The organism is Rhizobium sp. PEPV16 (assembly GCF_008919455.1).
Lineage (GTDB): Bacteria > Pseudomonadota > Alphaproteobacteria > Rhizobiales > Rhizobiaceae > Rhizobium > Rhizobium leguminosarum_Q.
Genome location: NZ_VSZV01000298.1, coordinates 6,578 through 29,445, shown reverse-complemented (window position 1 = coordinate 29,445; position 22,868 = coordinate 6,578). Strand labels below are relative to the sequence as shown.

Annotated in this window: 28 protein-coding genes; 11 read left to right on the top strand and 17 right to left on the bottom strand. The window is 61.6% G+C overall.

Going from position 1 to position 22,868, the window contains the following annotated elements; genetic code table 11:
• The coding region (locus tag FY112_RS15195) for an aldo/keto reductase (RefSeq protein ID WP_151518739.1) at positions 1 to 648 on the bottom strand (648 nt) is incomplete at its 3' end.
• A gap of 148 nt (positions 649 to 796) precedes the next feature.
• Between FY112_RS15195 and FY112_RS15190 the strand changes: the two genes are divergently transcribed.
• Entirely contained in the window at positions 797 to 1,390 is a 594-nt protein-coding gene (locus FY112_RS15190; protein ID WP_027668578.1) for a LysE family translocator, read from the top strand.
• On the opposite strand, the gene FY112_RS15185 is transcribed toward FY112_RS15190, so the two are convergent.
• Positions 1,382 to 1,858 (bottom strand): DUF2269 domain-containing protein, encoded by a 477-nt coding sequence (locus tag FY112_RS15185; protein ID WP_131620280.1) that lies wholly within the window; start codon positions 1,856 to 1,858, stop codon positions 1,382 to 1,384. The genes FY112_RS15190 and FY112_RS15185 overlap by 9 nt on opposite strands.
• Positions 1,858 to 3,132 (bottom strand): SDR family oxidoreductase, encoded by a 1,275-nt coding sequence (locus tag FY112_RS15180; RefSeq protein ID WP_131620281.1) that lies wholly within the window; start codon positions 3,130 to 3,132, stop codon positions 1,858 to 1,860. Before FY112_RS15180 ends, FY112_RS15185 begins: the two co-directional genes overlap by 1 nt.
• A gap of 97 nt (positions 3,133 to 3,229) precedes the next feature.
• Between FY112_RS15180 and nthA the strand changes: the two genes are divergently transcribed.
• Genes nthA through FY112_RS15165 form a run of 3 tightly spaced genes read left to right on the top strand, consistent with a single transcriptional unit; the run spans position 3,230 to position 4,894 of the window.
• Complete coding sequence (gene nthA, locus FY112_RS15175; RefSeq protein WP_131620282.1) at positions 3,230 to 3,883, top strand: nitrile hydratase subunit alpha; 654 nt, start codon at positions 3,230 to 3,232, stop codon at positions 3,881 to 3,883.
• Positions 3,880 to 4,539 (top strand): nitrile hydratase subunit beta, encoded by a 660-nt coding sequence (gene nthB, locus FY112_RS15170; protein ID WP_131620283.1) that lies wholly within the window; start codon positions 3,880 to 3,882, stop codon positions 4,537 to 4,539. Before nthA ends, nthB begins: the two co-directional genes overlap by 4 nt.
• The gene (locus FY112_RS15165) at positions 4,526 to 4,894 is read left to right on the top strand and encodes a nitrile hydratase accessory protein (protein WP_131620284.1); all 369 of its coding nucleotides are present in this window, start codon (positions 4,526 to 4,528) and stop codon (positions 4,892 to 4,894) included. Before nthB ends, FY112_RS15165 begins: the two co-directional genes overlap by 14 nt.
• A gap of 105 nt (positions 4,895 to 4,999) precedes the next feature.
• Here FY112_RS15165 and FY112_RS15160 read toward each other — a convergent pair whose 3' ends face one another.
• The 5 genes from FY112_RS15160 to FY112_RS15140 form a co-directional block, all read right to left on the bottom strand.
• Entirely contained in the window at positions 5,000 to 5,782 is a 783-nt protein-coding gene (locus FY112_RS15160) for an anti-sigma factor (protein ID WP_131620285.1), read from the bottom strand.
• Positions 5,779 to 6,294: an RNA polymerase sigma factor gene (locus FY112_RS15155; protein ID WP_131620286.1), complete on the bottom strand. Its 516-nt coding sequence runs from the start codon at positions 6,292 to 6,294 to the stop codon at positions 5,779 to 5,781. Before FY112_RS15155 ends, FY112_RS15160 begins: the two co-directional genes overlap by 4 nt.
• 30 nt (positions 6,295 to 6,324) lie before the next feature.
• Positions 6,325 to 6,705: a hypothetical protein gene (locus tag FY112_RS15150; protein ID WP_062945374.1), complete on the bottom strand. Its 381-nt coding sequence runs from the start codon at positions 6,703 to 6,705 to the stop codon at positions 6,325 to 6,327.
• Between the two features lie 155 nt (positions 6,706 to 6,860).
• Positions 6,861 to 7,277, bottom strand: a complete 417-nt coding sequence (locus FY112_RS15145) for a VOC family protein (RefSeq protein ID WP_151518737.1) — start codon at positions 7,275 to 7,277, stop codon at positions 6,861 to 6,863.
• A 58-nt stretch (positions 7,278 to 7,335) separates the two neighbouring features.
• Positions 7,336 to 7,671: a cupin domain-containing protein gene (locus tag FY112_RS15140; RefSeq protein WP_131620288.1), complete on the bottom strand. Its 336-nt coding sequence runs from the start codon at positions 7,669 to 7,671 to the stop codon at positions 7,336 to 7,338.
• Positions 7,672 to 7,814: 143 nt separating this feature from the next.
• Here FY112_RS15140 and FY112_RS15135 point away from each other — a divergent pair, with 143 nt between their 5' ends.
• Both FY112_RS15135 and FY112_RS15130 read left to right on the top strand, forming a co-directional pair.
• The gene (locus tag FY112_RS15135; RefSeq protein ID WP_131644814.1) at positions 7,815 to 8,390 is read left to right on the top strand and encodes a MarR family transcriptional regulator; all 576 of its coding nucleotides are present in this window, start codon (positions 7,815 to 7,817) and stop codon (positions 8,388 to 8,390) included.
• A gap of 133 nt (positions 8,391 to 8,523) precedes the next feature.
• Positions 8,524 to 9,012, top strand: a complete 489-nt coding sequence (locus tag FY112_RS15130; RefSeq protein ID WP_017961224.1) for an Rrf2 family transcriptional regulator — start codon at positions 8,524 to 8,526, stop codon at positions 9,010 to 9,012.
• A gap of 17 nt (positions 9,013 to 9,029) precedes the next feature.
• Here the strand turns inward: FY112_RS15130 and FY112_RS15125 are convergent, their stop codons facing one another.
• The 4 genes from FY112_RS15125 to FY112_RS15110 all read right to left on the bottom strand — a co-directional run bounded on the left by FY112_RS15125 (position 9,030) and on the right by FY112_RS15110 (position 12,448).
• Positions 9,030 to 10,511 carry a mechanosensitive ion channel family protein gene (locus tag FY112_RS15125; protein ID WP_131628467.1) on the bottom strand — a complete coding sequence of 494 codons (1,482 nt, stop codon included), beginning with the start codon at positions 10,509 to 10,511 and terminating at the stop codon, positions 9,030 to 9,032.
• 148 nt (positions 10,512 to 10,659) lie between these two features.
• Positions 10,660 to 11,076 carry a cupin domain-containing protein gene (locus FY112_RS15120; RefSeq protein ID WP_131620291.1) on the bottom strand — a complete coding sequence of 139 codons (417 nt, stop codon included), beginning with the start codon at positions 11,074 to 11,076 and terminating at the stop codon, positions 10,660 to 10,662.
• Positions 11,077 to 11,144: 68 nt separating this feature from the next.
• Positions 11,145 to 11,900, bottom strand: coding sequence for an SDR family oxidoreductase (locus tag FY112_RS15115; protein WP_017961221.1), 756 nt, complete (start codon positions 11,898 to 11,900; stop codon positions 11,145 to 11,147).
• A gap of 68 nt (positions 11,901 to 11,968) precedes the next feature.
• A complete protein-coding gene (locus FY112_RS15110) occupies positions 11,969 to 12,448 on the bottom strand; it encodes a carboxymuconolactone decarboxylase family protein (RefSeq protein ID WP_077978734.1) in 480 nt (159 codons plus the stop codon).
• 132 nt (positions 12,449 to 12,580) lie between these two features.
• Between FY112_RS15110 and FY112_RS15105 the strand changes: the two genes are divergently transcribed.
• On the top strand, positions 12,581 to 13,504 hold the full coding sequence (locus FY112_RS15105; protein ID WP_151518735.1) for a LysR family transcriptional regulator: 924 nt from the start codon (positions 12,581 to 12,583) through the stop codon (positions 13,502 to 13,504).
• Positions 13,505 to 13,577: 73 nt separating this feature from the next.
• The gene (locus tag FY112_RS15100; protein ID WP_003541249.1) at positions 13,578 to 14,705 is read left to right on the top strand and encodes an ATP-dependent RecD-like DNA helicase; all 1,128 of its coding nucleotides are present in this window, start codon (positions 13,578 to 13,580) and stop codon (positions 14,703 to 14,705) included.
• Positions 14,706 to 14,791: 86 nt separating this feature from the next.
• Here FY112_RS15100 and FY112_RS15095 read toward each other — a convergent pair whose 3' ends face one another.
• Positions 14,792 to 15,484: a MerR family transcriptional regulator gene (locus FY112_RS15095; protein WP_151518733.1), complete on the bottom strand. Its 693-nt coding sequence runs from the start codon at positions 15,482 to 15,484 to the stop codon at positions 14,792 to 14,794.
• Between the two features lie 450 nt (positions 15,485 to 15,934).
• On the opposite strand from FY112_RS15095, the gene FY112_RS15090 reads away from it, so the two are divergent.
• Together FY112_RS15090 and FY112_RS15085 are read left to right on the top strand one after the other, a co-directional pair.
• Positions 15,935 to 16,687: a pyridoxine 5'-phosphate synthase gene (locus FY112_RS15090; RefSeq protein ID WP_131620295.1), complete on the top strand. Its 753-nt coding sequence runs from the start codon at positions 15,935 to 15,937 to the stop codon at positions 16,685 to 16,687.
• A gap of 174 nt (positions 16,688 to 16,861) precedes the next feature.
• Positions 16,862 to 18,490, top strand: coding sequence for a WG repeat-containing protein (locus FY112_RS15085; protein WP_246700680.1), 1,629 nt, complete (start codon positions 16,862 to 16,864; stop codon positions 18,488 to 18,490).
• 438 nt (positions 18,491 to 18,928) lie between these two features.
• On the opposite strand, the gene FY112_RS15080 is transcribed toward FY112_RS15085, so the two are convergent.
• Positions 18,929 to 19,813 carry an SDR family oxidoreductase gene (locus tag FY112_RS15080; protein WP_151518731.1) on the bottom strand — a complete coding sequence of 295 codons (885 nt, stop codon included), beginning with the start codon at positions 19,811 to 19,813 and terminating at the stop codon, positions 18,929 to 18,931.
• A gap of 137 nt (positions 19,814 to 19,950) precedes the next feature.
• On the opposite strand from FY112_RS15080, the gene FY112_RS15075 reads away from it, so the two are divergent.
• The gene (locus FY112_RS15075; RefSeq protein ID WP_131620297.1) at positions 19,951 to 20,367 is read left to right on the top strand and encodes a helix-turn-helix domain-containing protein; all 417 of its coding nucleotides are present in this window, start codon (positions 19,951 to 19,953) and stop codon (positions 20,365 to 20,367) included.
• Here FY112_RS15075 and FY112_RS15070 read toward each other — a convergent pair.
• The 3 genes from FY112_RS15070 to FY112_RS37790 form a co-directional block, all read right to left on the bottom strand.
• Complete coding sequence (locus tag FY112_RS15070) at positions 20,364 to 21,578, bottom strand: MFS transporter (RefSeq protein ID WP_151518729.1); 1,215 nt, start codon at positions 21,576 to 21,578, stop codon at positions 20,364 to 20,366. The genes FY112_RS15075 and FY112_RS15070 overlap by 4 nt on opposite strands.
• 110 nt (positions 21,579 to 21,688) lie before the next feature.
• A complete protein-coding gene (locus FY112_RS15065; protein WP_131620299.1) occupies positions 21,689 to 22,312 on the bottom strand; it encodes a TetR/AcrR family transcriptional regulator in 624 nt (207 codons plus the stop codon).
• Between the two features lie 60 nt (positions 22,313 to 22,372).
• Positions 22,373 to 22,868: GNAT family N-acetyltransferase (locus FY112_RS37790; RefSeq protein ID WP_246700679.1), on the bottom strand; the 496-nt coding region annotated here is incomplete at its 5' end.

Below are 22,868 nucleotides of genomic sequence, written 5' to 3'. Positions count from 1 at the left end.
GGCCTTGGCGATGCGGATCAGTTCGGGATGGTGCAGGATATTTCCCTGCTCGATCGGCGAATAGGCCATGACGGGAATGCCGTGGCTCTGGCACCAGGGCAGCAGATCGAACTCGATGCCGCGGCGGGAAAGGTTATAGAGCACCTGGTTGGCGGCGACATTGGCGCCGTCGGGCACTCCGAGCAGTTCTTCCATGTCGTCGGTGTCGAAGTTGGAGACGCCCCAGGCGCCGATCTTGCCGGATGCCTTCAGCATTTCGAAGGCGGCGACGGTCTCTGCGAGCGGATGGTCTCCGCGCCAGTGCAGCAGATAGAGATCGATGCGATCGGTGCCCAGCCGTTCGAGACTGCGCTCGCAGGCCTCGATCGTGCCTGTCAGGCTGGCATTCCAGGGATAGACCTTGCTGACGATGAAGACCTCGTCGCGCCGGCCCCTGATCGCCTGGCCGACGATCTCTTCGGCGCCGCCGTCGCCGTACATTTCGGCGGTGTCGATCAGCGTCATGCCGAGATCGATGCCGGCCCTCAGGCTTTCGATCTCCGCTTTGGCATGGCCGGCATCCTCGCCCATCGCCCAGGTTCCCTGGCCGAGCGCCGGCACTTCTACGCCGTTCGGGAAGGTGATTGTCGGAATCCGGTTGTCTTGCATGATCTTTTCCATTTTGCAGGAGATTGCGGCGAATTCTTATCTTTCAAGTAATCCTGTCACCATGACAATGATGTAATGGTATCGGCCACTTAGGACAGTTATGCTGACCTAATGAACAGGCCGCAGAAAGCTGGCTTCGGGAGGTCGCATGCCGCTGGATACATTTCTCGCCCTCGTTCTCTTCGCCTTCACGACCTCGATCACGCCGGGCCCGAACAATATGATGCTCTTCGCATCGGGCGTGAATTTCGGCTTCCGCAGGACGATCCCGCATATGTTCGGCATCGGTGTCGGTTTCTTCTCGCTGCTGATCGGCGTCGGCCTTGGGCTCGGCGCGCTGCTGCACACGGTGCCCGTGGTCTATACGGCGCTAAAATTTGCGGGCGGAGCCTATCTCCTCTGGATCGCCTGGAAGATCGCCTCGTCGCGCTCGCTCAGCGAAGGCAGGAGCGGCGTCGAGCCGATGTCCTTCTTCGCGGCGGCCGCCTTCCAGTGGGTCAACCCGAAAGCCTGGGTGATGGCGGTCACCGCGATGGCGACCTACACCAATCCGCAACTCTACCTGGTGAGCGTGCTGATCGTCGGTCTCGCTTTTGCGGCAGTCAATGTGCCCAGCGTCTCGACATGGGCAGGCTTCGGCTCGGCGCTGAGGGAATGGCTTTCCGATCCGGTGCGGCTGAAATGGTTCAATATCAGCATGGCGGTGCTGTTGGTGCTAAGCCTCTGGCCGATGCTAAAATAGAGTGATTGCCGGCTTCATGAGCATCAGCCAGAAAATGCCGATGACGGCGAAGAAGGCCGGAAAACCGCAGGCAAACCAGATGCGGTAAAGGCTGAAATAGGCCGGCGGCAGGGCCTTTCCCGCTGTGGCTGCGGCACGGGCGAGATCGCGCAGCCGGATCTGGATCCAGACGACCGGCAGCCAAAACAGGCCAGTCACGACATAAAGCAGCAGCGACAGCGCAATCCATCCCTCCGACAGGTCCCAGCCGATCGATCGGGCCAGCAGATAGCCGGTCACCGGCTGGAGAATAGCTGCGGTGGCGGTAAAGAGGGTGTCGGCGATGACAACCGTGCTGGCGACATGGGCGATCAAACGGGGATCGCGTGTCCGGTGCGCCATCACCATGAAGAAGGCGATGCCGGCGCCGGTGCCGAAGAGCACGGTCGCGCCGATGACATGGGCAAGCAGCAGCCATTCCTCAAGCATCAGCGTTCATCCAGCGTGGAAAGCGCGGTGAGCGTCAGCAGGATCGATGGCAGCACCTTGACGAGGGGACCGAGCGGATCGAGCCAGAGTGCGGGTTCGAGCAGGCTGGCGCCGGCAAGATAGGCGAACGACACGACCAGCATGCCGAGAAGGGCGCGTTTTGCCAGTGGGCGAAGGAGGACGGCGGCGCCGAGAGCGATGTCGATCAGGCAAGTTGCAAGCGTCAGCGCCGTTGCTGCGGCCTCAGGCATGAACGGCAGGAAGTGAGCGGACGTCTTCTCCAGCGTCAGCAGCGGGATCAAACCTGAGAGCAGCCAGAAAGCGGATAGGCCCGATATGACGAGCGGCTTCAGAAGATAGAGCCTGGCAAACCAGAGATCCTGTACGCCGGACGGATTGGCCGAGAGCGTCGCTGCCGCGGGTGTCGTGGCAAGACCGCTCTCCGCTTTCAAGCTCCGCACACCTTCCGACATGATGGTCATCGCCGTGGAGCGCAGCGGCGAACGCCAGCCGAGCAGTCCTGATAGATCGGCCAGCCACGTGACCGGGCTGGCAAGCCAGCGAGGGAGAGCGAGCACGCGGGCTGGCGGCAGGCCGAGCCACTGGCGGTGAAGGCGGACGAGATCGGCGAGCGTCAGAACTTCGTCGGCGGCAAGATCGATATCGCCGGAGATGTCGCCGGAGACTGCCCGCGACACGGCTTCTGCCACATCGTCCACTGAAAGTGTTTCGACCGGACTTTCGGCATGGACCAGTGGCAGCACGCAGGGAAAGGCGGCAAGCGCCCGCAGCAGCGCCGAGCCGCCATGGGCATTGCGGCCGAGAACGAGGGCAGGGCGCAGGATGAGGTAAGGCAGGCCGCTTGCCGCCAGCGCCTCGTCGGCCCGCCGCTTGGTAGCGAGGAAGGGAAGATCGCCAGCGGCTCTCGCCGTCCTTGCCGATATCTGCACGATCAGCGGGCGCGACGAGCGTTTTGCGGCGGAATAGAGCGCCAGCATCGCCTCTGCCTGGGTGGCCGACAGATCATCCGAGAGGCCGTCCTGCAGGGCGCCGGCGCAATTGACGACAACATGCTGATCCTTAAGGATCTCGTCCCAATCCACCGGTTTCGTCATGCATGAAAGATCTGCGCGCCGCCAGTCGATCGCCTGCTGTTTCAGGCGCGCACGCGCGGGATTGCGGCCGAGGCCGGTCACGACGTGGCCGTCGGCGACGAACCGGGCCGCGACGACGGATCCTATAAAGCCGGTTGCGCCGAGAATCAGAATGTTCATGGCAGGAGATTAGCGGAAAAGCGCATGAGACATAGAAGGGCTTGGCGGGCCTGCGGCATATGTTAGAAATAGCGGGCAGTTTCGGGAGGGCTTCGCCTTGCACGACCATGACGACGACCATGCTCACGGACATCAGCACGCCCACGGGCATGATCACGACAACCATTATTCCGACATGCAGGCGCGCGTGAAGGCGCTGGAAACGCTCCTGACGGAGAAGGGGCTGATCGATCCGGCGGCGATTGATGCCATCGTCGAGACCTACGAGACAAAGGTAGGGCCGAGGAACGGCGCGCATGTCGTGGCAAAAGCCTGGAGCGATCCTGATTTCACCGACTGGCTGAAGCGCGATGCGACGGCGGCCATTGCCAGCCTCGGCTATACCGGCCGGCAGGGCGAGCACATGCGCGCCGTCTTCAATACGGCCGAGACCCATAATCTCGTCGTCTGCACGCTCTGCTCCTGTTATCCCTGGTCGGTGCTCGGCCTGCCGCCGGTCTGGTACAAGGCGCCGGCCTATCGTTCGCGCGCCGTCATCGATCCGCGCGGCGTGCTGGCTGAATTCGGGCTGACGCTGCCTGAGGACAAGAAAATACGCGTCTGGGATTCGACGGCGGAACTGCGTTACATCGTCATTCCCGAGCGGCCCGAAGGGACCGACGGAATGGACGAACAGACGCTCGCCGGCCTCGTCAGCCGCGATGCGATGATCGGCACGGCCGTTGCCCGCAGGCCGGAGGGCGCCACATGAACGGGCCGCACGATCTCGGCGGGCAGATGGGCTTCGGTCCCGTCGCGCCCGAAAAGGACGAGCCCTATTTCCATGCCGAATGGGAAAAGCGGGCGCTCGGCATCACGCTTTCCTGCGGCGCTTTCGGCGCATGGACGATCGATGAAAGCCGGCATGCGCGCGAGAATATTCCGCCGGCCGATTACCTCGCCGCCAGCTATTACGAGATCTGGATCCGCGGCATCGACAAGTTGCTCGAACGGCATGGTTTTGCGACGCGTGCGGAATTGCTCTCCGGCCAAGCGCAGCAGGCAGGAGCCGTTCCGAAGCGGGTGCTGAAGGCGGACATGGTGCCCGGCGTTCTGGCGAAGGGCGGGCCTTGCGATCGTCCTATTAAGACCGCGCCGCGCTTCTTGGCCGGCGAAGCGGTGAGGACAAAGAATTTCAACCCGGCGACGCATACGCGCCTGCCGCGTTATGCGCGAGCCAAGACCGGTGTGGTCGAGACGGTGCAAGGTGCCTTCGTCTTTCCCGACGACAACGCGCATGGCAAGGGTGAAAACCCGCAATGGCTCTATACGGTCGTTTTCGGCGGCGCGGAGATCTGGGGCGAGGATGCCGATCCGACGCTGACCGTGTCGATCGATGCCTGGGAGAGCTATCTTGAGCCGGCATGAAATATCGCCGCTGACGCAATCATCCGGGCTGCCGAGATCGCCGGAAGGCGAGCCGGTCTTTCCCGAGCCATGGGCGGCTGAGGCTTTTGCCATGACGGTGCATCTTCACGCACAAGGCCTGTTCAGCTGGAGCGAATGGGCTGAAACCCTTTCCGCCCAATTGCACAAGCCTGGCCGGGCCGAAGATGGCAGCGACTATTTCGACTGCTGGGTGGCGGCACTCTCCGACCTGATCGTCGACAACGGCATCGCCGATGCGGAAACGATCCTGGCACTGCAGCAGAGCTGGCAGCGGGCGGCGGAGGCGACGCCGCATGGACGGCCGATCGAGCTCGGCAACGATCCCTCACGCTGATCCTTAGAGCGGTTCAGCTGTTCACGGAAGCGCAGAACCACTCTAAGTCTTTGTTTTTACGTAATTCCGGACGGAAAACCGCTTCGCACTTTTCCTGGAATTACTCTAGGACGGGAATTGCTTGTAGCACTCCTCGGCTACCTGACGCAGCGTCTCGCGGGAGATTTCGCCGGTCACGGCATAACCGAGTTCGCCGTCGATCCAGTAAAAGGTTTCAAGATTACCCGATGAGGCGAAGCGGAAGCTCGTCGTACGGTTTTCCGTGTTGCGGCCGACCATGACGGTCAGGCGCTCGCCGGCCTGGTTTTCATACATGAACATGGCGCCCGGCCTGCCGTCGACCGGCAGCAGGCGGCCGCCCACAAGCTTGAAGCCGAGCGGCTGCAGGTTGGGGATCTTGAGGCTCTGGATTGCCAGCCGCTTGCCGAGCCAGGTGGCGAGGTGGACCTCCTCGTTTGCGAAGACCTCGACAGGATGGCGAACCTCGGCGGCATAGACCGTGAAGGCGGTTTGGGCCTGTTCTGGCAGGGTTTCGGAGCCGGCAAGCTGCAGTTCCGGCTTTTCCAGAAGTGCGGGGCCATAATGGCCGCTGATGGCGCCGAGCGTGAAGACGAGGAGGGCTGATGCGGCGATCGCCCAGCGTTTCGCTCTCGATGAAACCGCGCGCGGGGGGACGACGAGCAGAGGATCGGTGTCCTTCGCCTTCTCATAACCGGCAAACAGCGATCGGATGCCTGAATTCTGTGCCTGCCATTCAGCGACCATCGCCGCCTCGTGAGGGTTGTCGACCAGGAAGGCCTCGATGCGGACACGCACCGTTTCCGGCAGCTGGCCGTCGGCATAAGCGTGGAGGTCGGCTTCGGTGACGCTCGGATTGGTCTCGTTCATTTCGGTCTCCGAAGCGTAATGATGTTGTCGGCCTTCAACCGCTCGGCGACGCGCCGGCGGGCGCGCGACAGGCGGGACATGACGGTGCCGATCGGGATATCGAGCGCGGCTGCGACCTCGCCATAGGTGTATCCTTCGATGACGACCAGCATCAGCACGGCGCGGTGTTCCTCCGAAAGGCTGTTCAGCGCATCGTCCAGCCGGGCGCGCTCCAGCGGATCGGCCGGCGGTTCGGGCGCGGCCAGATTGTCTGCGGCATCGAGCTCGACAAGGCCGTCGCGCGTCTTGCCGCGCCGGCCGTTGCGGTAGAGATTGGTCATGATGGTCAGGACCCAGCCGCGCAGGTTGAGGCCGCGCCATTGGCCGCGGCGCGTGAGAACCTTTTCGACGCAATCCTGGAGCAGGTCCTCGCCATCGGCATCCGAGCGCGTCAGGCTGCGCGAATAGCGCCTGAGCGAGGGCAGGAGGGCCAGGATCTGGCCCTCGAAGGTTTCGGGTGCGGGTATCTTCACGCCGGCTCTCTTGGCATCAGGGTCCGACTGTCAAGGTTTGGCGAGATCCCAGTTGCCGCCGACGCCATCGCCGGTGATGTCGCCCGTCTTCTTGTCCTTGACCCAATAATAGAGCGGCATGCCGTCCTTGGCCCATTGCTTCGTGCCATCCTTACGGTCGATGATCGAATATGCACCATCAGCCTTGGCATCGGAAGCCGCCATCAGCGGCGGCCAGTTCTTGGCGCAATCATCGTAGCAGTTGGAAACGCCTTTCACGTCCTTCTTGAAAGTGTAGAGCGTCATGCCGTTTTCGCCGGCAAGCACCTTGCCCTTGGCGGATTCCACGGTCGTGACAGGAGCGGCGGCGAAAGCAGCGGTCGCGGCAAGGGCGGCGGCCGCCACGACGGACAGGAATTTCACGGATTTCATGATGTCTCTCCTCAGGTTGGGCACGCAATCTTGCGCTACCTGAGATGAGACACGAGGCGCGGTGGTTTTATTCCAGAGGCAGTAAAAGTTTTCATGGCGCGCGAGGAGGCCGAAGCCCGTTTCGCCTGCGCATGGCGTGTCGGGCGCCTTACCGGTTATGCTCCGGTGGCGGTCGCCGCCGCCATGTCGACCCAGACCGCTTCAAATATATGGCCATCGGGATCTTCGAAGGCACGGTTGTAGAGCCAACCCATGTCCGTCGGCGCGCGCGGATCGGCTTTGCCCCCGGCGGCTGCGGCTGCCTCAACGATAGCGTCCACCTCTTCACGGCTGTCCATCGTCAGCGTGATCAGCATTTCGCTCGTCTTCTGCGCTTCGGCAACGGGTTTGGGCGTGAAGGTCGCGAAGAAATCGCGCGTCAGCAGATGGAAGAAGATGGCGTCGGACCAGACCATGTTCGACGCCTGATGGTCGCTGAACTGTTCGTTCTTGCTGCAGCCGATCGCTTCGTAGAAGCGGGTCGCAGCAGCAAGGTCTTTTACCGGCAGGTTCACGAATATCATCTTGGGCATTGCAGTTCTCTCCTCTTCTTTTGTCTTTCGCGCTTTGTTTTCCAGGCGGCGGCTCGGCTCACACAAACTCCTGCACGATCGTGTCGCTGGCATGAATGCAGACGATTTCGAGTCGTCCGGTGCCGACATTCTCGAAGCGGTGGGCAACGTTGGCGGCCACGACGACGATATCGCCGGGAAAGGCGCGGGTCTTGGCGTCGCCCACCGTGAATTCGGCTTCGCCTTTCCTGACTGCCCACGTTTCGGAGTAGGGGTGGACATGCAGGTCAGGCCCTTGGCCAGGCTCATTGTCGACCAGGAAAAGCGATATCTCGCCGCCATAGTCGCGGCCTTCGAAGCGGACCGTGCGGCTCTGATCGGGTCGCGGTTCCTGGTGGCGAAGAATCCTGAACATCACGTGCCTCCTGCTGGTGCTGTCTATAAACATAAAACTATCTTCGCGAGAAGATATATTCCCGAAACTATCTTCCTGTCAAGATATCTTCCGTGACTCGGATAGAAGGTGTATGTCTCGCTTGTGGTGATATGAGGCAGATAATGATGAATGGAACTAAAGGGGACGGTGACCGCCTCGGGGACGAGGACCGCCCCGGGGAGGACCACGTCGACCGGCTGCGCCGGCAATGGGCGCTGGAACTGCCCGACCTCGACACCGAGCCGATGGCGATCCTGGGGCGGGCTTTCCGGCTGTCGAACCTAGTGCGTCCCAGCATCGAGGCGACGTTTGCCGATTTTGGCCTCGACCGCGGCGAATTCGACGTGATCGCAACGCTTCGCCGTTCCGGACCGCCTTACCTGATGACCCCGACGGAGATGTATTCGGCGCTGATGATCTCCTCGGGAGGCCTGACTCACAGGCTCGACCGGCTGGAGAAGGCGGGACTGATCCGCCGGGAGAAATCGCCGCGGGACGGGCGCAGCGTGCTGGTGGCATTGACCGAGGTGGGTGCGGCACTCGCCGAAAAGGCCTTCCGCACTGACATGGCGAGCGAAGCTTCTTTTCTGCAGGTTCTTGACGGAAAGGAGCGCGAGACGCTTGCGGCGCTGCTGCGCAAGCTGATCGCCGGAATTGAAAATGAGCAGGCGCGGGGAGAGGACGAGAACGAGGGCTGAGGGGAAATCGGAGCCGGCATCGCCGTTCAGGCAGCAACACGCTGCTTTTGCAGCTCATTTACATGGTGGCTGCTTTCGGATATTATATGTCCTTAATTCCATTGGCAGAACCAGCCATCACAAGAGTTGCCGAATGATCCTGAAAAGCCAAGTCGAGTGGGCGCTTCACTGCTGCGCCATTCTCGCGGGCCTGCCAGAGGGCAGGTATCTTTCCACCAAGGCGCTCGCCGAGCTTCATGGTCTGCCGAAGGAATATCTCTCCAAAGCACTGCAGAGCCTTTCGCAGGCATCGCTGGTCGAGACCACGCTCGGTCCGAGCGGCGGCTACAGGCTTGCTAAGACCCCCTCGGATATCAACTTTCTCGAGATCGTCGAGGCGGTCGAGGGGAAGGCGCGCAGCTTCACCTGCACGAACATCCGGGAGAACAATCCCTGCCGGCCGGCCGATTATTGCGACAGCAAGCCCTGCGCGGTGGCGCGCATCATGTGGGAGGCCGACGAGGCCTGGCGGGATACGCTGAGGCGCGTCCGGCTTTCCGATCTGGTCGGCACCTTGTCCGAGGAAGTGCCGGCCGACATTTGGCGGAGCACCTTCGAATGGGTGCTCAAGCGGGCCGGCTGAGCGAGGGGTGCCGATCTCTATGCCTTGAAAATGGTCCTGATGGTTTTCAGGATGGCATGGGCGCTGCGGGCATGTTCCGGGGGCAAGGAGGCGCCGTTGCGGAAACGCTCGGCGCGGCTGGCGAGGTGGTCGGCGATTTCTTCCGCCAGCGCCGGGCGTTCGCTTAGCAGAGGCGCGAAGGCCTCCTGGTCGATCTCATAGGCGGTCACGGGGGTTAGAGCCTCCAGGGTGCAGACTTCCTGCATGCCGGCGAGCAGTCCGGTCTCGCCAAAAAAGTCGCCCGGCGCGAGCCGTCCGCGTTCCTCGCCTGCGTTCCGCGCCGCGATGATGCCGGCGCGGACCATCATCAGTGAGGGCAGCATTTCGCCCTCCCGCACGATGACGTCACCCTTCCGGAACTGTTGGACAGCCGTGGTCTCGGCGAGTTTTGCCTTTTCATCTGACGTCAGTGTCGCAAAGACCGGAATGGCCTCGATCAGTTCGCGTGGTGTCACGCGGGGCGGATGCGCGCCCTCTTCCGTCGGCAGGCCGGTCGTCACGATCGCGGCGCTGGCCGGAGCGGCGAGCAGCAGGCCGGCGGATTTGCAATGGCGGTAAACGAGATCGAGCACCTCGCTTCGCGCAGTGGCGCGCTGGTTCGGGCTCGTCACCCTGAAATAGAGATCGATTTCCAGCGCTGCGGCATCAAGTCCCTTGAGCGCGACCACCGGCGGCGGCTCGCGCAAGATCGAATTGCAGCTTGCCAACGCCGCTTCCATAACGCGCTGGATCGCTTCGGGCATGCGCGTCGGTGCAACGCGGATGGTGAGAGTCAACAGATGGGTTTCGTCCGGCCGGCTGATGTTGGTCAGTCCGAGCTTTGCCATGAAGCTGTTGGGGAGAACGACAACATTGTTGGCGCTGGTCAGGATGTGTGTGGCGCGCCAGTTGCTTTCGACGACGCGCCCCTCGGTGCCGTCGCTCAAAAGAATCCAATCGCCGATGACATAGGGCCGGCCGAGGGTCAGCGCGATCCCCGAGAAGACGTCAGCAAGCGTATTCTGGAGCGCCAGGCCAAGGATGATGGCGACGACGCCTGAGGTGGCGACGAGGGTTCCGATCGGCACGCCGAAGACGAAGGCCAGGATTGAGAGCGCCATGCCGATATAGACGACGCCGACGACGAGATCCTGCAGCAGGCGCGCCTCGCGCGGGTTTCCCTCTAGCACAAGATAGAGCCGGATGAAGCCGATCACCGCCCAAGCCAGGTGAACCCACCAGAGCGATTTCGCCAGGATGACGAGCAGGGCCTGCGGATCCAGGGAGTCGTATCCCTGAAATCGGTGAGGGTCGATGCCGCTGCCGATAAGGATCAGCGTCATCACGGCAAAGAACAGGATCTGCACCACCAGCCGCGTCGTCGGCCGCTGGCTGGAGAGAAAGTACCAGACGACGATGCCGGCGAAGCCGACTGTTATCAGGGATATCAGAGGTTTGCCGAAAAGAGCGTCGTCAATCATCTCTCGGTCTCCGGGGCGCAGGCCGCACATGATTCAGCATCGTGGCCGCCCGCGCAAGCATCAGGCCTGCGCGGGCCGATACGAGGGTTGAAAGTGTTACAGCGTCCTTTGCGCGTCTGAAAGACGCGCAGCGCTGTAATGCGGATCGTCACTTCTTGAGCGGATAGGTCAGCTCTTTCTGGTTGGTGTCGACGACGAAGACGGCGAGCAGGCGGGCGGGCTTGATCTCGCTGTCGTTGGCGCTGACGCCATGACGGTCGCCCGGCATTTCGGAGAAGCTCTCTCCGGCATGATAGACCTTGACCGGGCCGTCATTGACCTGGCTGCGGATCGCTCCTTCAAGTACGGTGGCGTAGATGAAGGCGGTGTCGGGATGGGTGTGGCCTTCGGAGAAGCCGCCCGGGCCGTATTCGACCAGCACGCCCTTGATGCTCTTACCCGGCACGTTCGGAAGCTCGTGCTCATAGACGAGTGTCACCTTGGCAGACTCGCTGCTGTCATGGGCGCTAACGCCGGTGGCAGCCGGAAAGGCGAGGGCGGCGGCGAGGAAAAATGTTCTGATCATCGGAATCTCCATGGTTGCTGGATCGGGGGAAGACGCGCCCGAGCGGTCGCGTCTTGAGGGCACGTCAATCATGTCGGCTGGGCGGACTTTGCGAACCACTGCTCGAAGGTGATCGAACCAAGCCGCGGATTGTCGTCGGAAACGAGCGACTGGTCGTTCAGTCTTGCGCCGAAATATCTCGCCTCGACATCAGCCTCGGTGGTGCGTGGGTCTTTCATGGCCTTCAGATAGCGAGCGACGAGCTCGCTGAGACGCGCCCGTTCCGGACCAGCGATCTCGAGCGTCGCGTTGGCGGGAGCAGAGAGGGCCACGTCCGCCATGGCGTCCGCGACGTCGTCGGAAGCAATCGGCTGCACATAGGCCGGCGACAGGTGGACCGTCTGGCCGACCGTTCCCGATTGGGCGATGCCACTGAGGAATTCCATGAACTGCGTCGAATGGACGATGGTGTAGGGAATTCCCGATGCCTTGATCAGTTTTTCCTGGGCAAGCTTGCCGCGGAAATAGCCGCTTTCCTGCAGACGCTCGGTGCCGACGACGGAGAGGGCGATATGGTGCTTGACGCCGGCGAGTTTTTCGGCGGCGAGAAGATTGCGGCCCGAGGTCTCGAAAAATTCGAGCACGGCCTTATCCTCGAAGGACGGCGAGTTGGCGAGGTCGAGCACGACTTCGGCGCCCGAGAGCGCCTCCGCCAGTCCTTCTCCGGTGATCGTGTTGACGCCTGAGTTCGGCGAGGCGGCAATCACGTCATGGCCGCGTTTGCGCAGGCGTTCGACAGTCTTCGAACCGATAAGGCCGGTTCCGCCGATGACAACGATTTTCATAATGGATCTCCGTTCGCTGCCGTGGTGCGGCAGCGTCAAAGGTGAATCTTCTCAATGAATTGCTCGGTTTAGTTCAGGCCAGCCTTATCGAGGCCGTAGGCCTTGTCGGCCGTGCCGGGCACGGTCTTGAAGCCGACATTGACGCGGTTCCAGGCGTTGATCGCCATGACGACGAAAGTCAGATCCGAGATTTCCTTCTCGGAAAGCTGGCCGCGCACCCGTTCGTAAATCTCGTCGGGAACGCCGCCTTCGGAAAGCTTGGTCAGTGCTTCGGTCCAGGCAAGGGCTGCGCGCTCGCGGGGGATGAACAGGTTCGATTCCCGCCAGATGGCGACGTGGTAGAGCCGCAGTTCCGTCTCGCCGTAGATCTTGGCCTGCTTCACATGCATGTCGAGGCAAAAGCCGCATCCATTGATCTGTGAGGCGCGGATCTCGACGAGGGCCTGCAGCTTCTCGTCGATCACGCTGCTCTTCAGCGCCATGCTGAATTCCATGAATTTCTTGAAAAGCTCGGGGGACTGTTGGGCGTAGTTCAGTCGCTGAGTCATGCGTCTCTCCTTTAATTAAGGATATTGAATATCCTTATGGATAGAAGATATCCTTAATTGCTGGACTGTAAAGCCATTCTCGTTTAGTCTGGCTGCATAAAGCCTATGCGCAAAAGTATGAGGGGCAGGGGGATGGATATCGTTTCGGCATTGCGGACCTTTCAGCGCGTCGTGGAGACGGGTTCGTTTTCGGCGGCGGCGCACGATCTCGACGTGACGCAGCCCGCCGTCTCGCGACAGGTCGCAGCCCTCGAGGGCCATTTCAACACCCGCCTCCTGCATCGCACGACGAGTGGCCTGTCGCTGACGGCAGAGGGGGAGCGGATGCTTCCGATGGCGCTGCGGATTCTCGAAGCGGTTGAGGAGCTTGGCGATGCAGCCGGATCGGACGGAACCATGGCCTCGGGAAAGGTCAGGCTCAGCGTTCCAGCACCACTCGGCCTCTATCTCAGCGAGCGGCTCGGCGATCTTCTTGCCGCCCATCCGAAGCTCTCGGTCGAACTCATCTTCAGGGAGCAGGGCTCTGATATGATCGAGGAGCGCCTGGATCTCGAAGTGCGCTTGGGCCAGGTCGCCGACAGCAGCCTCGTCTGCCGGCGGATCGGCTGGACGACGGCCTTCCTCGTCGCCTCGCCCGCCTATCTCGCGCGCAGGGCTGCCCCCCGCACACCGAAGGAGATCAAGGACCATGAATGCCTGTGTTACAACAGGGCGGGCGAGGCCAATACTTGGTCCTTCTCGAACGGTTCGGAAGACATATCGGTCCGGATCTCGCCGCGACTGACCGCCTGCAATGCGGTCGCCATCCACCGGGCAGCCCTTGCTGGAGCGGGTCTTGCGGTGCTTTCGCATATCATCGCGATGCCCGATATCGCCGCTGGCCGGCTGGTCCCCGTGATGAGGGATTTCCAGCCGAGCCGGCTGCCGGTTACCGTCGTCTATCCCTCGCGGCGCAACATGCCGTTGCGCGTCAAGACGGTTCTCGATTTTCTCACCGACGCTATGGGGCAGGACCCGTCGATGTGTGCCAGTGGCGCGGACCGGCAGTGGAACTGATGATCGTCCGGCCGGGCGATTTGCCGTTTTCCGCCTTGCCTAAATCCCGCGAATCCTGCCAAGTCCTGCGATCATGCAATTTGCGCCGCAACAAGATGAAGCCCTGAAGGCTGTTTCGAAATGGCTGAAGGAAGGGCGCTCGCCGCTCTTTCGCCTGTTCGGCTATGCCGGAACGGGAAAGACGACGCTTGCCAAGCATTTCGCTGAAAATGTCGACGGCGACGTGCTGTTTGCCGCCTTCACCGGCAAGGCGGCGCAGGTGCTGCGCTCGCGCGGCGCCTCCAACGCCCGGACGATCCATTCGTTGATCTACCGGCCGCGCGGCGAGGAGGCCGTGGAAGACGAGGAAACAGGCAAGACCTCGATCGCGCCGATGTTTTCGATCAACCGGCAAAGCCCGGTCGCGAAGGCGGCGCTGATCATCGTCGACGAATGCTCGATGGTGGACGAGGCGCTCGGCAAGGATCTGATGAGCTTCGGCACGCCGATCCTGGTGCTCGGCGATCCCGGCCAGCTGCCGCCGGTCACAGGCGGCGGCTACTTCACCAATCAGGATCCGGACTACCTGCTCACCGATATCCACCGGCAGGCGCGCGACAATCCGATCATCAAGCTCGCCATGCAGGTGCGCGAAGGCAATGAGGTGATGTACGGCGATTACGGCACGGCCAAGGTGATCTCGAAGAACGAGGTGACGCAGCAGCTGGTGCTCGATGCCGATCAGGTGCTCGTCGGCACCAACAGGACGCGGCGGCGCTACAATCAGCGCCTGCGCGAGCTGAAAGGCTTCAATGCCGATTATCCGCAGACCGGCGACAAGCTCGTCTGCCTGAGGAACGATCCGGCCAAGGGCTTGCTCAACGGTTCGCTCTGGCAGGTGATGACCTCATCCAAGGAAACGACGAAGCCCGGCATTAATCTGCTCGTCCGGCCAGAGGATGACGACATGGACCGGGGAGCAGCCAAGATCAAGCTGCTGAAGCAGGCCTTCGAGGATGTCGAGGGCGAGATTCCCTGGAACACCCGCAAACGCTACGATGAGTTCGACTATGGCTATGCGCTGACGGTTCACAAGGCGCAGGGTTCGCAATGGAATGATGTCGTGCTCTTCGACGAGAGCTGGGCATTTCGCGATACGCGGGAACGCTGGCTCTATACCGCGATCACGCGCGCGGCGGAGACGCTGACGATCGTCCGCTAATCCCAGTCGCACCCGTGACTAGGTCTCATTCCCGATCTGGACTGGCGAGGAAGAAACGGTGGCGGCCGTATCTTGGGCGGATGGTACTAAGCTTGCACGATGCCGAGCAGAACTGCCTTGGCGATGGCCTGGAAGCGGTTGTTGGCGCGGAATTTCAGGATAATTCCGGCCTCCAGGTCACGGGTTTCGTCATGTTTCAGGTCGAGCGCCCGGGCGATGCGCTGGGTGGAATAACCCTCGGCCATCAGATCCAGGCAACGCCGCTCCTGTGCGGTCAGGCTTGCACTGTCCTGATTGTCGTTCAATGGCGGCGCCTCGACGCTCCCGTCGAAATCCAGGAGGTCGCCGACCTGCTGAAGCTGGCGGTGCAGCGTCGACATCTCCGCCCTCAGTTCGCGCTTGCGCACCTGCAGGGCCTCGCGGAACATCGCCTCGGCCGTTTCCTGCGAATCGGCGTTGCGGAGTTCGTCCATCAATTCCTGGATGACGGCGATCGGCATGCCGGTCTCACGGCAAACGGTAATGACGGCCATGCGCAACACGTCGTCCTGGCCGTAGACCCGCATCAGGCCCATGCGGTTGGCCGAGATTAATCCCTTTTCTTCGTAGAAATGCAGTGTCCTGTGCGTAACCCCGAATGCATTGGCCATATCGGCGATGGGCACGGGACCATCAGGTAGATCCGGCGGTAGCGCGGCTGAAGGCAGGAACCGATATTTCGATCGGGCCTCCGAAGCGATACCGGCGGTGGCAAACAGGCGTTTGGAACCGTCTGGCATGAACCCTCCTGGGGCATGTTGTTGCACCTCATGCGGTTTTGCCAGTTGCTTCCCATGCGCGGCGAGTGGGGTTTCCTCTAGGCGTTCTTCTCATTGGGAAAGAAGCAGTACGCGGCGTACTCTACGCGATACGATGTCCACGTTATGCGTGAACGATCTTTTTTATAAGTGCTAAAAATAATCTCTTTTAAATGGGATAGCAACTTTACCGGCATATTTTGCCGGGTTCTTGGGTGTCTTGCACAAAAACATGTGCTGCACTGCGGGATCTCGCGGTCCTCTTCAAAGATGACGGGAATTACTATCTGCGGTACGCGTGCGGCAAATGCTCAGGGTAATTTCGGCGCTCATCAGCGATTGGCATCGCACCCATTTGTGAATCTCGTTGGCCATCGCCGAGCACTTGGCTTAAAAGCAGGCCTCCCATTTCCGTGACCGATGGATCTCGCCATGCCCGCCAAGCTCTCCGTGAACCTCAACGCCGTCGCCATGCTGCGCAACCGGCGCGACCTGCCCTGGCCGAGCGTCGAAGCGCTCGGGCGTATCGCGCTGAAATCCGGTGCGAGCGGGCTGACGGTGCATCCGCGCCCCGACCAGCGGCACATACGCTTTTCCGACCTGCCTGTGATCCGCAACCTGATCGACGACGAATTCCCCAAGGCCGAGTTCAATATCGAGGGCTATCCCACAGAGGAATTCTTCGAACTGTGCGCCGGGGCGGCACCCGAGCAGGTGACGCTGGTGCCTGACGATCCCGCCCAGGCGACCTCCGATCACGGCTGGGATTTCCGCAAGCACCAGGCGTTCTTGACCGATTCCGTCGCGCGGCTGAAGACGATGGGATGCAGGGTGTCGCTCTTTGCCGACGGCGATGGCGATGTAGAAGCGGTTGAGACCGCTAAGGCGGTCGGCGCCGATCGGATCGAGCTCTATACCGGTCCCTATGGCGGCTGCTTCGACGCGCCGGAGCGGGCGACCGCGAACCTCGAAGCGCTCGGGCGGACGGCGGATGCGGCCCTGGCAATCGGCCTTGCCGTTAATGCCGGCCATGACCTGACGGTCGAAAACCTGCCGGCGCTGGTCAGGCGCATTCCCCAGCTTGCCGAGGTCTCGATCGGCCACGGCCTGACCGCCGATGCGCTTGAATACGGCATGGCGGAAACGGTGCGGCGCTTCTGCCGGGCCTGCGGTCAGGCGGTTTGAGAGGGGGCGTTTTCTTCTCGCGTATTGGTTGCGACTAACTTGATGCATTGCGAGGATCTCCCGTGCTCACGAGTGAGGGCACAGGGATTTCTGTGCTCGTGACATCCGACCCGCAGATTGGCCATATTTCCAACACACCAGCATCTCCTGGTACTTTCAACCGGGGGGCGCTAGATGAGAGTAGTTACTCGTCAACTTATGTTTGTCACGGCGGCATGCGCGTTTTTGCTCTGCTCCGTTGGAGCCGGGGTCGCCGATCCCCGGCCGGAAAGATGGGTGGAAAGGTGCGGTGGCGTCTACGCTCTTTGCGGCTATATCGACAGAGCGACGTTAGAACCGCGGATCGATCGCAAGTTCGAAGTTGCGCTTCCTTTCTCGGAGGGGCTGGCCGCCGTGCGCTCCGAGGGGAAATTCGGCTATATCAATTCGAGTGGCGAGATGGTGATCGCGCCTGCGTTCGACCTTGCCCGTGCATTTCGCAAAGGCCATGCCGAGGTGGTGCTCGGTGACAAGGCAGGAATCATCGACAGGGCGGGAAAGCTTGTACTGCCGCCGAATTACGCGCGTGCCATCCCATTCGCGGCCGACGCGGCACTCGTTCGTCCCGCTAAAGCGATCGTGCCGCAATCTTTTGGCTTCCCGCGTTTCATGATCGGGGAGCTGCTCTTCGAGAGGGACGATCCACGCTATCTGCTCGTCGATCTGCTCTCGGGAAAGATCCTGAAGGACGAGCTGGCCATTAAAGAATTCGACTTCGGTACTTTCGTCTGGGCCGCTCAACCGGGAGATAAACGATACGGATTGCTTGCTCCCGACGGAACCTGGAAGATCGAGCCTCGCTTCGAAACAGTCGGCAAACTCGGTGGAGGAAGAGCGATCGTCTGTTATGGCGGGCCGGCCGGACACAAAGGCCAGTCCAGCCAACGTGGCCGGGCCGACACCGCCCAATGCGGCGTGATCGACCGGGACGGTCAAACTATTCTCGCCCCACAGCAGTTTAGGATTCATGGGTATCGAAACGGTTTTTACCGTGTGACCGAAGACCAGAAAGCCGGCCTCCTTGATGAGGCGGGACGGTTGCTTGGCGGGCGTTTGTTTGACGATGCGAGATTGCCCGATTATCCCGGTGAGGTGGCCAAGATACTGGTCAACGGCCAGTGGATCGGGCTCAACCGTGCCGGGGATCTGGTGCCCAACCCGGAGGATGGGAAGGCGCTGGTGGCATGTCCTTCGGGTATCAAATTCATGCACAGCGGCAACCGTATTCAGGCCGTCGGAGCGGACGAAAAGCCGACGGTTTCGTATCTCTTTGACGACACGCACATGACTTGCGAATTCCCTGTATCGGTTCGGTACACTGGAAAATGGGGGTTTCTCAAGCAGGACGGCAAACTGCTTGTCGATCCGCCGTCATTTCAGAGCCAATTTGGTTTCAGCGGTGGCTATGCCGGCGTCAAGATTGACGGCAAGTGGGGAATACTGGACAGCAGCGGTGTACTGGCCCTCGCTCCCCAGTTCGATGAGATGCAGCCCGATTCCGGCGCCTATGCGGTATCGAAGGATGCGCGGAAGTTCTGGATCGACGCATCAGGACGTGAAGTCGCCGAGCCGCGCCGCCTGGAGGATCGGCAATCAAAGTTGCGTTGCGAACCAGACGGCGGACAGCGCGTCTCCAGGAATTCGAACGGAACCTTGCTTTGGGGCATCGCGGATGCCGCCGGAAACATCGTCATCGAGCCGAAATATCGCGCCATCACCTGTTTCCGGGATGGTCTCGCATGGGTTCTATTCGACGAGAGATGAGAATGGTGTGCGATCGACCGGAACGAGCGGAAACGCGAGAACGTCGCGTGCGTCAAGAACTGGCCTGACAGCAATGTCGCACACGCGCGAACTGAGACAATGTCTGACGATCCCTATGAAAGCGGTGTTCTCTGGATGAGGGCCGAGCTTGAATACGGGCTGGACCTTAGAGAAAAACCGCCTCGCTTCGTCTCGCAATTCTGAGGAGCGGTATTTCTGTGTCATGAAACCGTCTGGCGATCTCGTTTCGAGAAGCAGCGCCGTATTCTCCAGCGGTCCCTTGGTCATGTTCACGTTCTTGTCGCAGAATCCAGCCGCGGGGCGTCTTCGTCGTGAATGACCCACCTGAAATGAAGCGTTTTTTTGCAATCAAGGACGGTGTCTACGGCACCCCTGTCCTTGGGTTAAACCTAAAGGACAGGGGCGACGAGCATTGACTCAGGCGGTCAGGGCCGCCTTGTGTTCGACGAAGAAATCCTTCAGCGGCTGCGGCTGTTTGCCGGTCAGCTTGGTGAAGTCTTCCGTGACGAGGTCGAACTTGCCGGCGCGGGTGTTGGCGTCGGCAGAAACCAGCATGTCGGCGACGAAACCGGGAAGGCCGGCGCCGCGCATGCCCTGGCCGAGTTGTTCGTCGGTGACGTCGATCACTTCGAGCGGCTTGCCGGCGACGTCGGAAACGATGGCTGCAATCTGCCGGCTGTTCAGCGACTGGGTGCCGGTCACGGTATAGGTGGCGCTCTCGGATGTGCCGGAGGCAAGGGCTGCGGCAATCGCCAGGGCGCAGTCGTCACGCGAGATGGTCGAGATCTTGCCGCCGCCCGTGGCGCTGTACCATTTGCCGCCCTGCAGATTGTGCGGCATGCCGTGCAGATAGTTGTCGTGATACCAGGCATCGCGGATGATCGTATGGGCGATACCGCTTGCTTTGATGGCGTTTTCGCTGCCGAGATGATCGGGCGCGAAGGTGACGAGCGAATTGTCCGGCGCCGGCATCGAGGTATAGGCGATGTGCTTGACGCCTGATTTGACTGCCGCCGCGACGGCCGCCTGGTGCTGGGCGAGGCGCTTGCCGGGAGTATCCAGTGCGTCGGTGCTGATGATCAGGAGCCGGTCGACACCGGTGAAAGCCTTCTCCAGACCTGCGGCGTCGAAATCGGCCTTGCGGGTGACCACGCCCTTCTTATCGAGCTCGGCCAGCTTTTCCGGGCTGCGGGTTGCCGCGACGATGTTGCCGGGGGCGACTTTGTAGGTCTCGATGAGGTGATGGATGACACGCTGGCCGAGCTGCCCGGCAGCGCCGGTGACCAGGATGATTTCGCTCATACGTCGTTTCCTTCTGTGTTGTGCTGGCTGTGTTGTGCCGGTGGTCTCAAAAAGAGAGTAACACTAGAATAGGAATTGACTTGGCGGTGTAAAGGAGGCAGTTTTTCGGCTCTACGTTACCAAAAGGGAACCAGCAGATGAGTACCGCGGTCGTCAATCTGAAGAACCGGATGCCGGGGGCGCGGCGCGAGATCGATCTCGCCGGCCTGGATTTCGGCAATTGCCCGGTCAGGGACATGATGCAGCAGATCGGCGGCAAATGGTCGACGCTGCTACTCGAGGTGCTGGCGGATCGGCCTTATCGGTTTGGCGAGCTGCGGCGGATGATCCCCGATATTTCGCAGCGCATGCTGACGCAGACACTGCGCGACCTGCAGAGGGATGGTTATATCGACCGCGAGGTTTTCCCGACCAAGCCGCCGAGTGTGGAATATTCGATGACCGAACTTGGACGTTCGCTCTACCAGCCGCTGTCGCAGCTTCTGAACTGGGCAGAAGCGAACCATGATGCCGTTCGCGCCGCCCGTTCGCGATTTGATTCCGCCGATAGTTAGGCTTCCTTGCCGCGCTCTTCCGTGAGGAAAAGCAGGAAGGCCAGCGCTGGAAAGGCGAAGCCGATCCAGGCGGTCATCGTCCAGCCGCCGGTCGCATAGGCCCAGCCGCCGACGGCCGAGCCGAGTGCGCCACCGGCAAAGAAGGTGGCCATGAAGAGGCCGTTGAGCCGGCTGCGATGTTCCGGGTTCAAGCCATAGATGGCGCGCTGGCCGCAGACGAGATTGGTCGTCACCCCGAAATCGAGCATGATCGCGGCTACCGTCAGCAGGATCAAGGCGGCGAGCGAGCCATCGCTTGCGAAATGGCTGATCAGGAAGGACGCCATGCCGAGCAGCATGGCGATTGTCGAGGCGATCTTGGTCATGCCGCGATCGGCAAGCCGGCCGGCAATCGGCGAGGCGACGGCGCCGGCGGCGCCGGCGAGCGCAAAGAGCGCGATGCCGTTCTGTGTCAGGCCGAAGGCGGGACTTGCGAGCAGCAGCGGCGTTGTCGTCCAGAACAGGCTGAAGGCGCCGAACATGCCGGCCTGATAGAGTGCCCGGCGCTGCAGCACGCGCGAGGTCAGTGCCAGGTGGCCCATGGAGGCGAGCAATTCGCCGTAGCGTAGCCTGGTCGTCGGCCGGCGGACCGGCAGGTTGGCGCGGAGCACGACGGCGAGCACGAGCATGAGCGCTGCAGTAACGAAGTAGACCACATGCCAGGAAGAGGCTTCGGCGACGAAGCTTGCGAAGGGGCGGGCGAGCATGATGCCGCAGAGCAGGCCGCTCATGACGTTGCCGACGACCTGGCCGCGCGTGGCATCAGGCGCCATGTTGGCGGCAAAGGGAACCAGGACCTGAACTGCGACTGATGAAAGGCCGATAGAAAGCGAGGCGACGAGGAAGGCCGTGGGTGTCGAGGACAGCGCCGCGCCGATCAGCGCAACGGCCGAGACGGCGATCAGCATCAACACCAGACGGCGGTTTTCAGTGAGGTCGCCGAGCGGCACGATCAGCAGCAGGCCGAGGCCGTAGCCGATCTGCGTCAGCGTGACGATCAGGCCGGTGGCGGCAGGCGTGAAACCGAGATCGGCGCTGATCGGGCCGGCGAGCGGCTGGCCGTAATAGAGATTGGCGGCCACCAGCCCGCAGGCGGCGGCGAAAAGGAAGGTGAGCCAGGGGGATAGCGCCCGGGGAATGGCCTCATCCGGCGTGGTGGCTGAAATGCTCATCGGAAACTCCGGTATTCAAAGATTGGAAGGACTGAATGCAAAAATGCTGGCTGCGGCCACCCGATCCTTGACCGAATGCCGGTATTTCTCTCGTCCACGGTGCGGACTTTTCAGGTCACGAGCTTCATCGCGGCCTCGGCCGCGGACAGCATCTCTTCCCTGCTGCGTCCTGTTTTGCCGATGACGCGCAGGCCCTTGGTAAAGCAGAGGAAGGCGAGGGCGGCAGCAGCCGGGTCTACCGTCTTCGGAATGGTGCCGTCTGCCTGGCCGATGCGGATGAGATCGGCCATCAGCTTTTCGTCCGCGGCAAACGCCGTCACGACGTGGGCAGCGGCTTCCTCGTCAAGCAGGGCGAAGTCGTTGGCGCCGCCAACGACGAGACAGCCTTTGCGGCCGGCTTCGCCATAGGAGAGCTCGGTATAATACATCACCATCTGGAAGACCTTCTCGCGACCCGTCTCTGCAGACGCGATCATCGCTTCCAGGCGCCGTCGGCCGAGTTTTCGATAATGGGCAAAAGCAGCGAGAAAGATGCCGCGCTTGTCCTTGAATGCCTTGTAGATGCTCCCCGAAGCAAGGCCCATTGCTTCGGTCAATTCGCTGATGGCGGCGGCGTGGTAGCCGCGTTCGGAAAAAACGCGCAGCGCCGCATCCAGTGCTGCGTCCATGTCGAACTCGCGCGGACGGCCACGGCTGCGGGTCTTTGCTTCGGATGTGAGGATGGCGTCTGTCATGCGTCCTAATTAGGGAATGATCGTTTCCAAATCAAGCGGAATTTTGGCGATGCAGCAAATTCAAAGATCGAGCACCCAGTTCTGGCCGTTCGCCTCGGGGCCGAACATGCGATGTCTCTCCTCGGAGACAAGGCGGAAGCCCGCCTTGACGTAGATGGCGCGGGCGGTCTCCAGCATGTCGTTGGTCCAGAGCGAGAGCTCGCGGTAGCCCTTCTCCCTGGAGAAGCGGATGCATTCGTCGACCAGCAATTTGCCGAGCCCGAGGCCGCGGGCTGATTTGTCGACATAGAGCAGGCGGAGCTTGGCGATGCTGTCGCCGCCATTGGTGACGAGGACGGAGCCGACATTGACGCTGCGGCGTTCGGCGATCCAGCAATATTCCTTGGCCGGATCGAAATTGGCGAGGAATTTTCCGGCGACCTCGGCGACCAGCGCCTCGAAGCGCAGATCCCAGCCATATTCTTCTGCGTAGAAGCGGCCTTGGCTCTGAACGATCCAGCCGATATCGCCGGCGCGGTGGGCGCGGATAATGGCCGATGCGGGTTTTGCCGCCGGG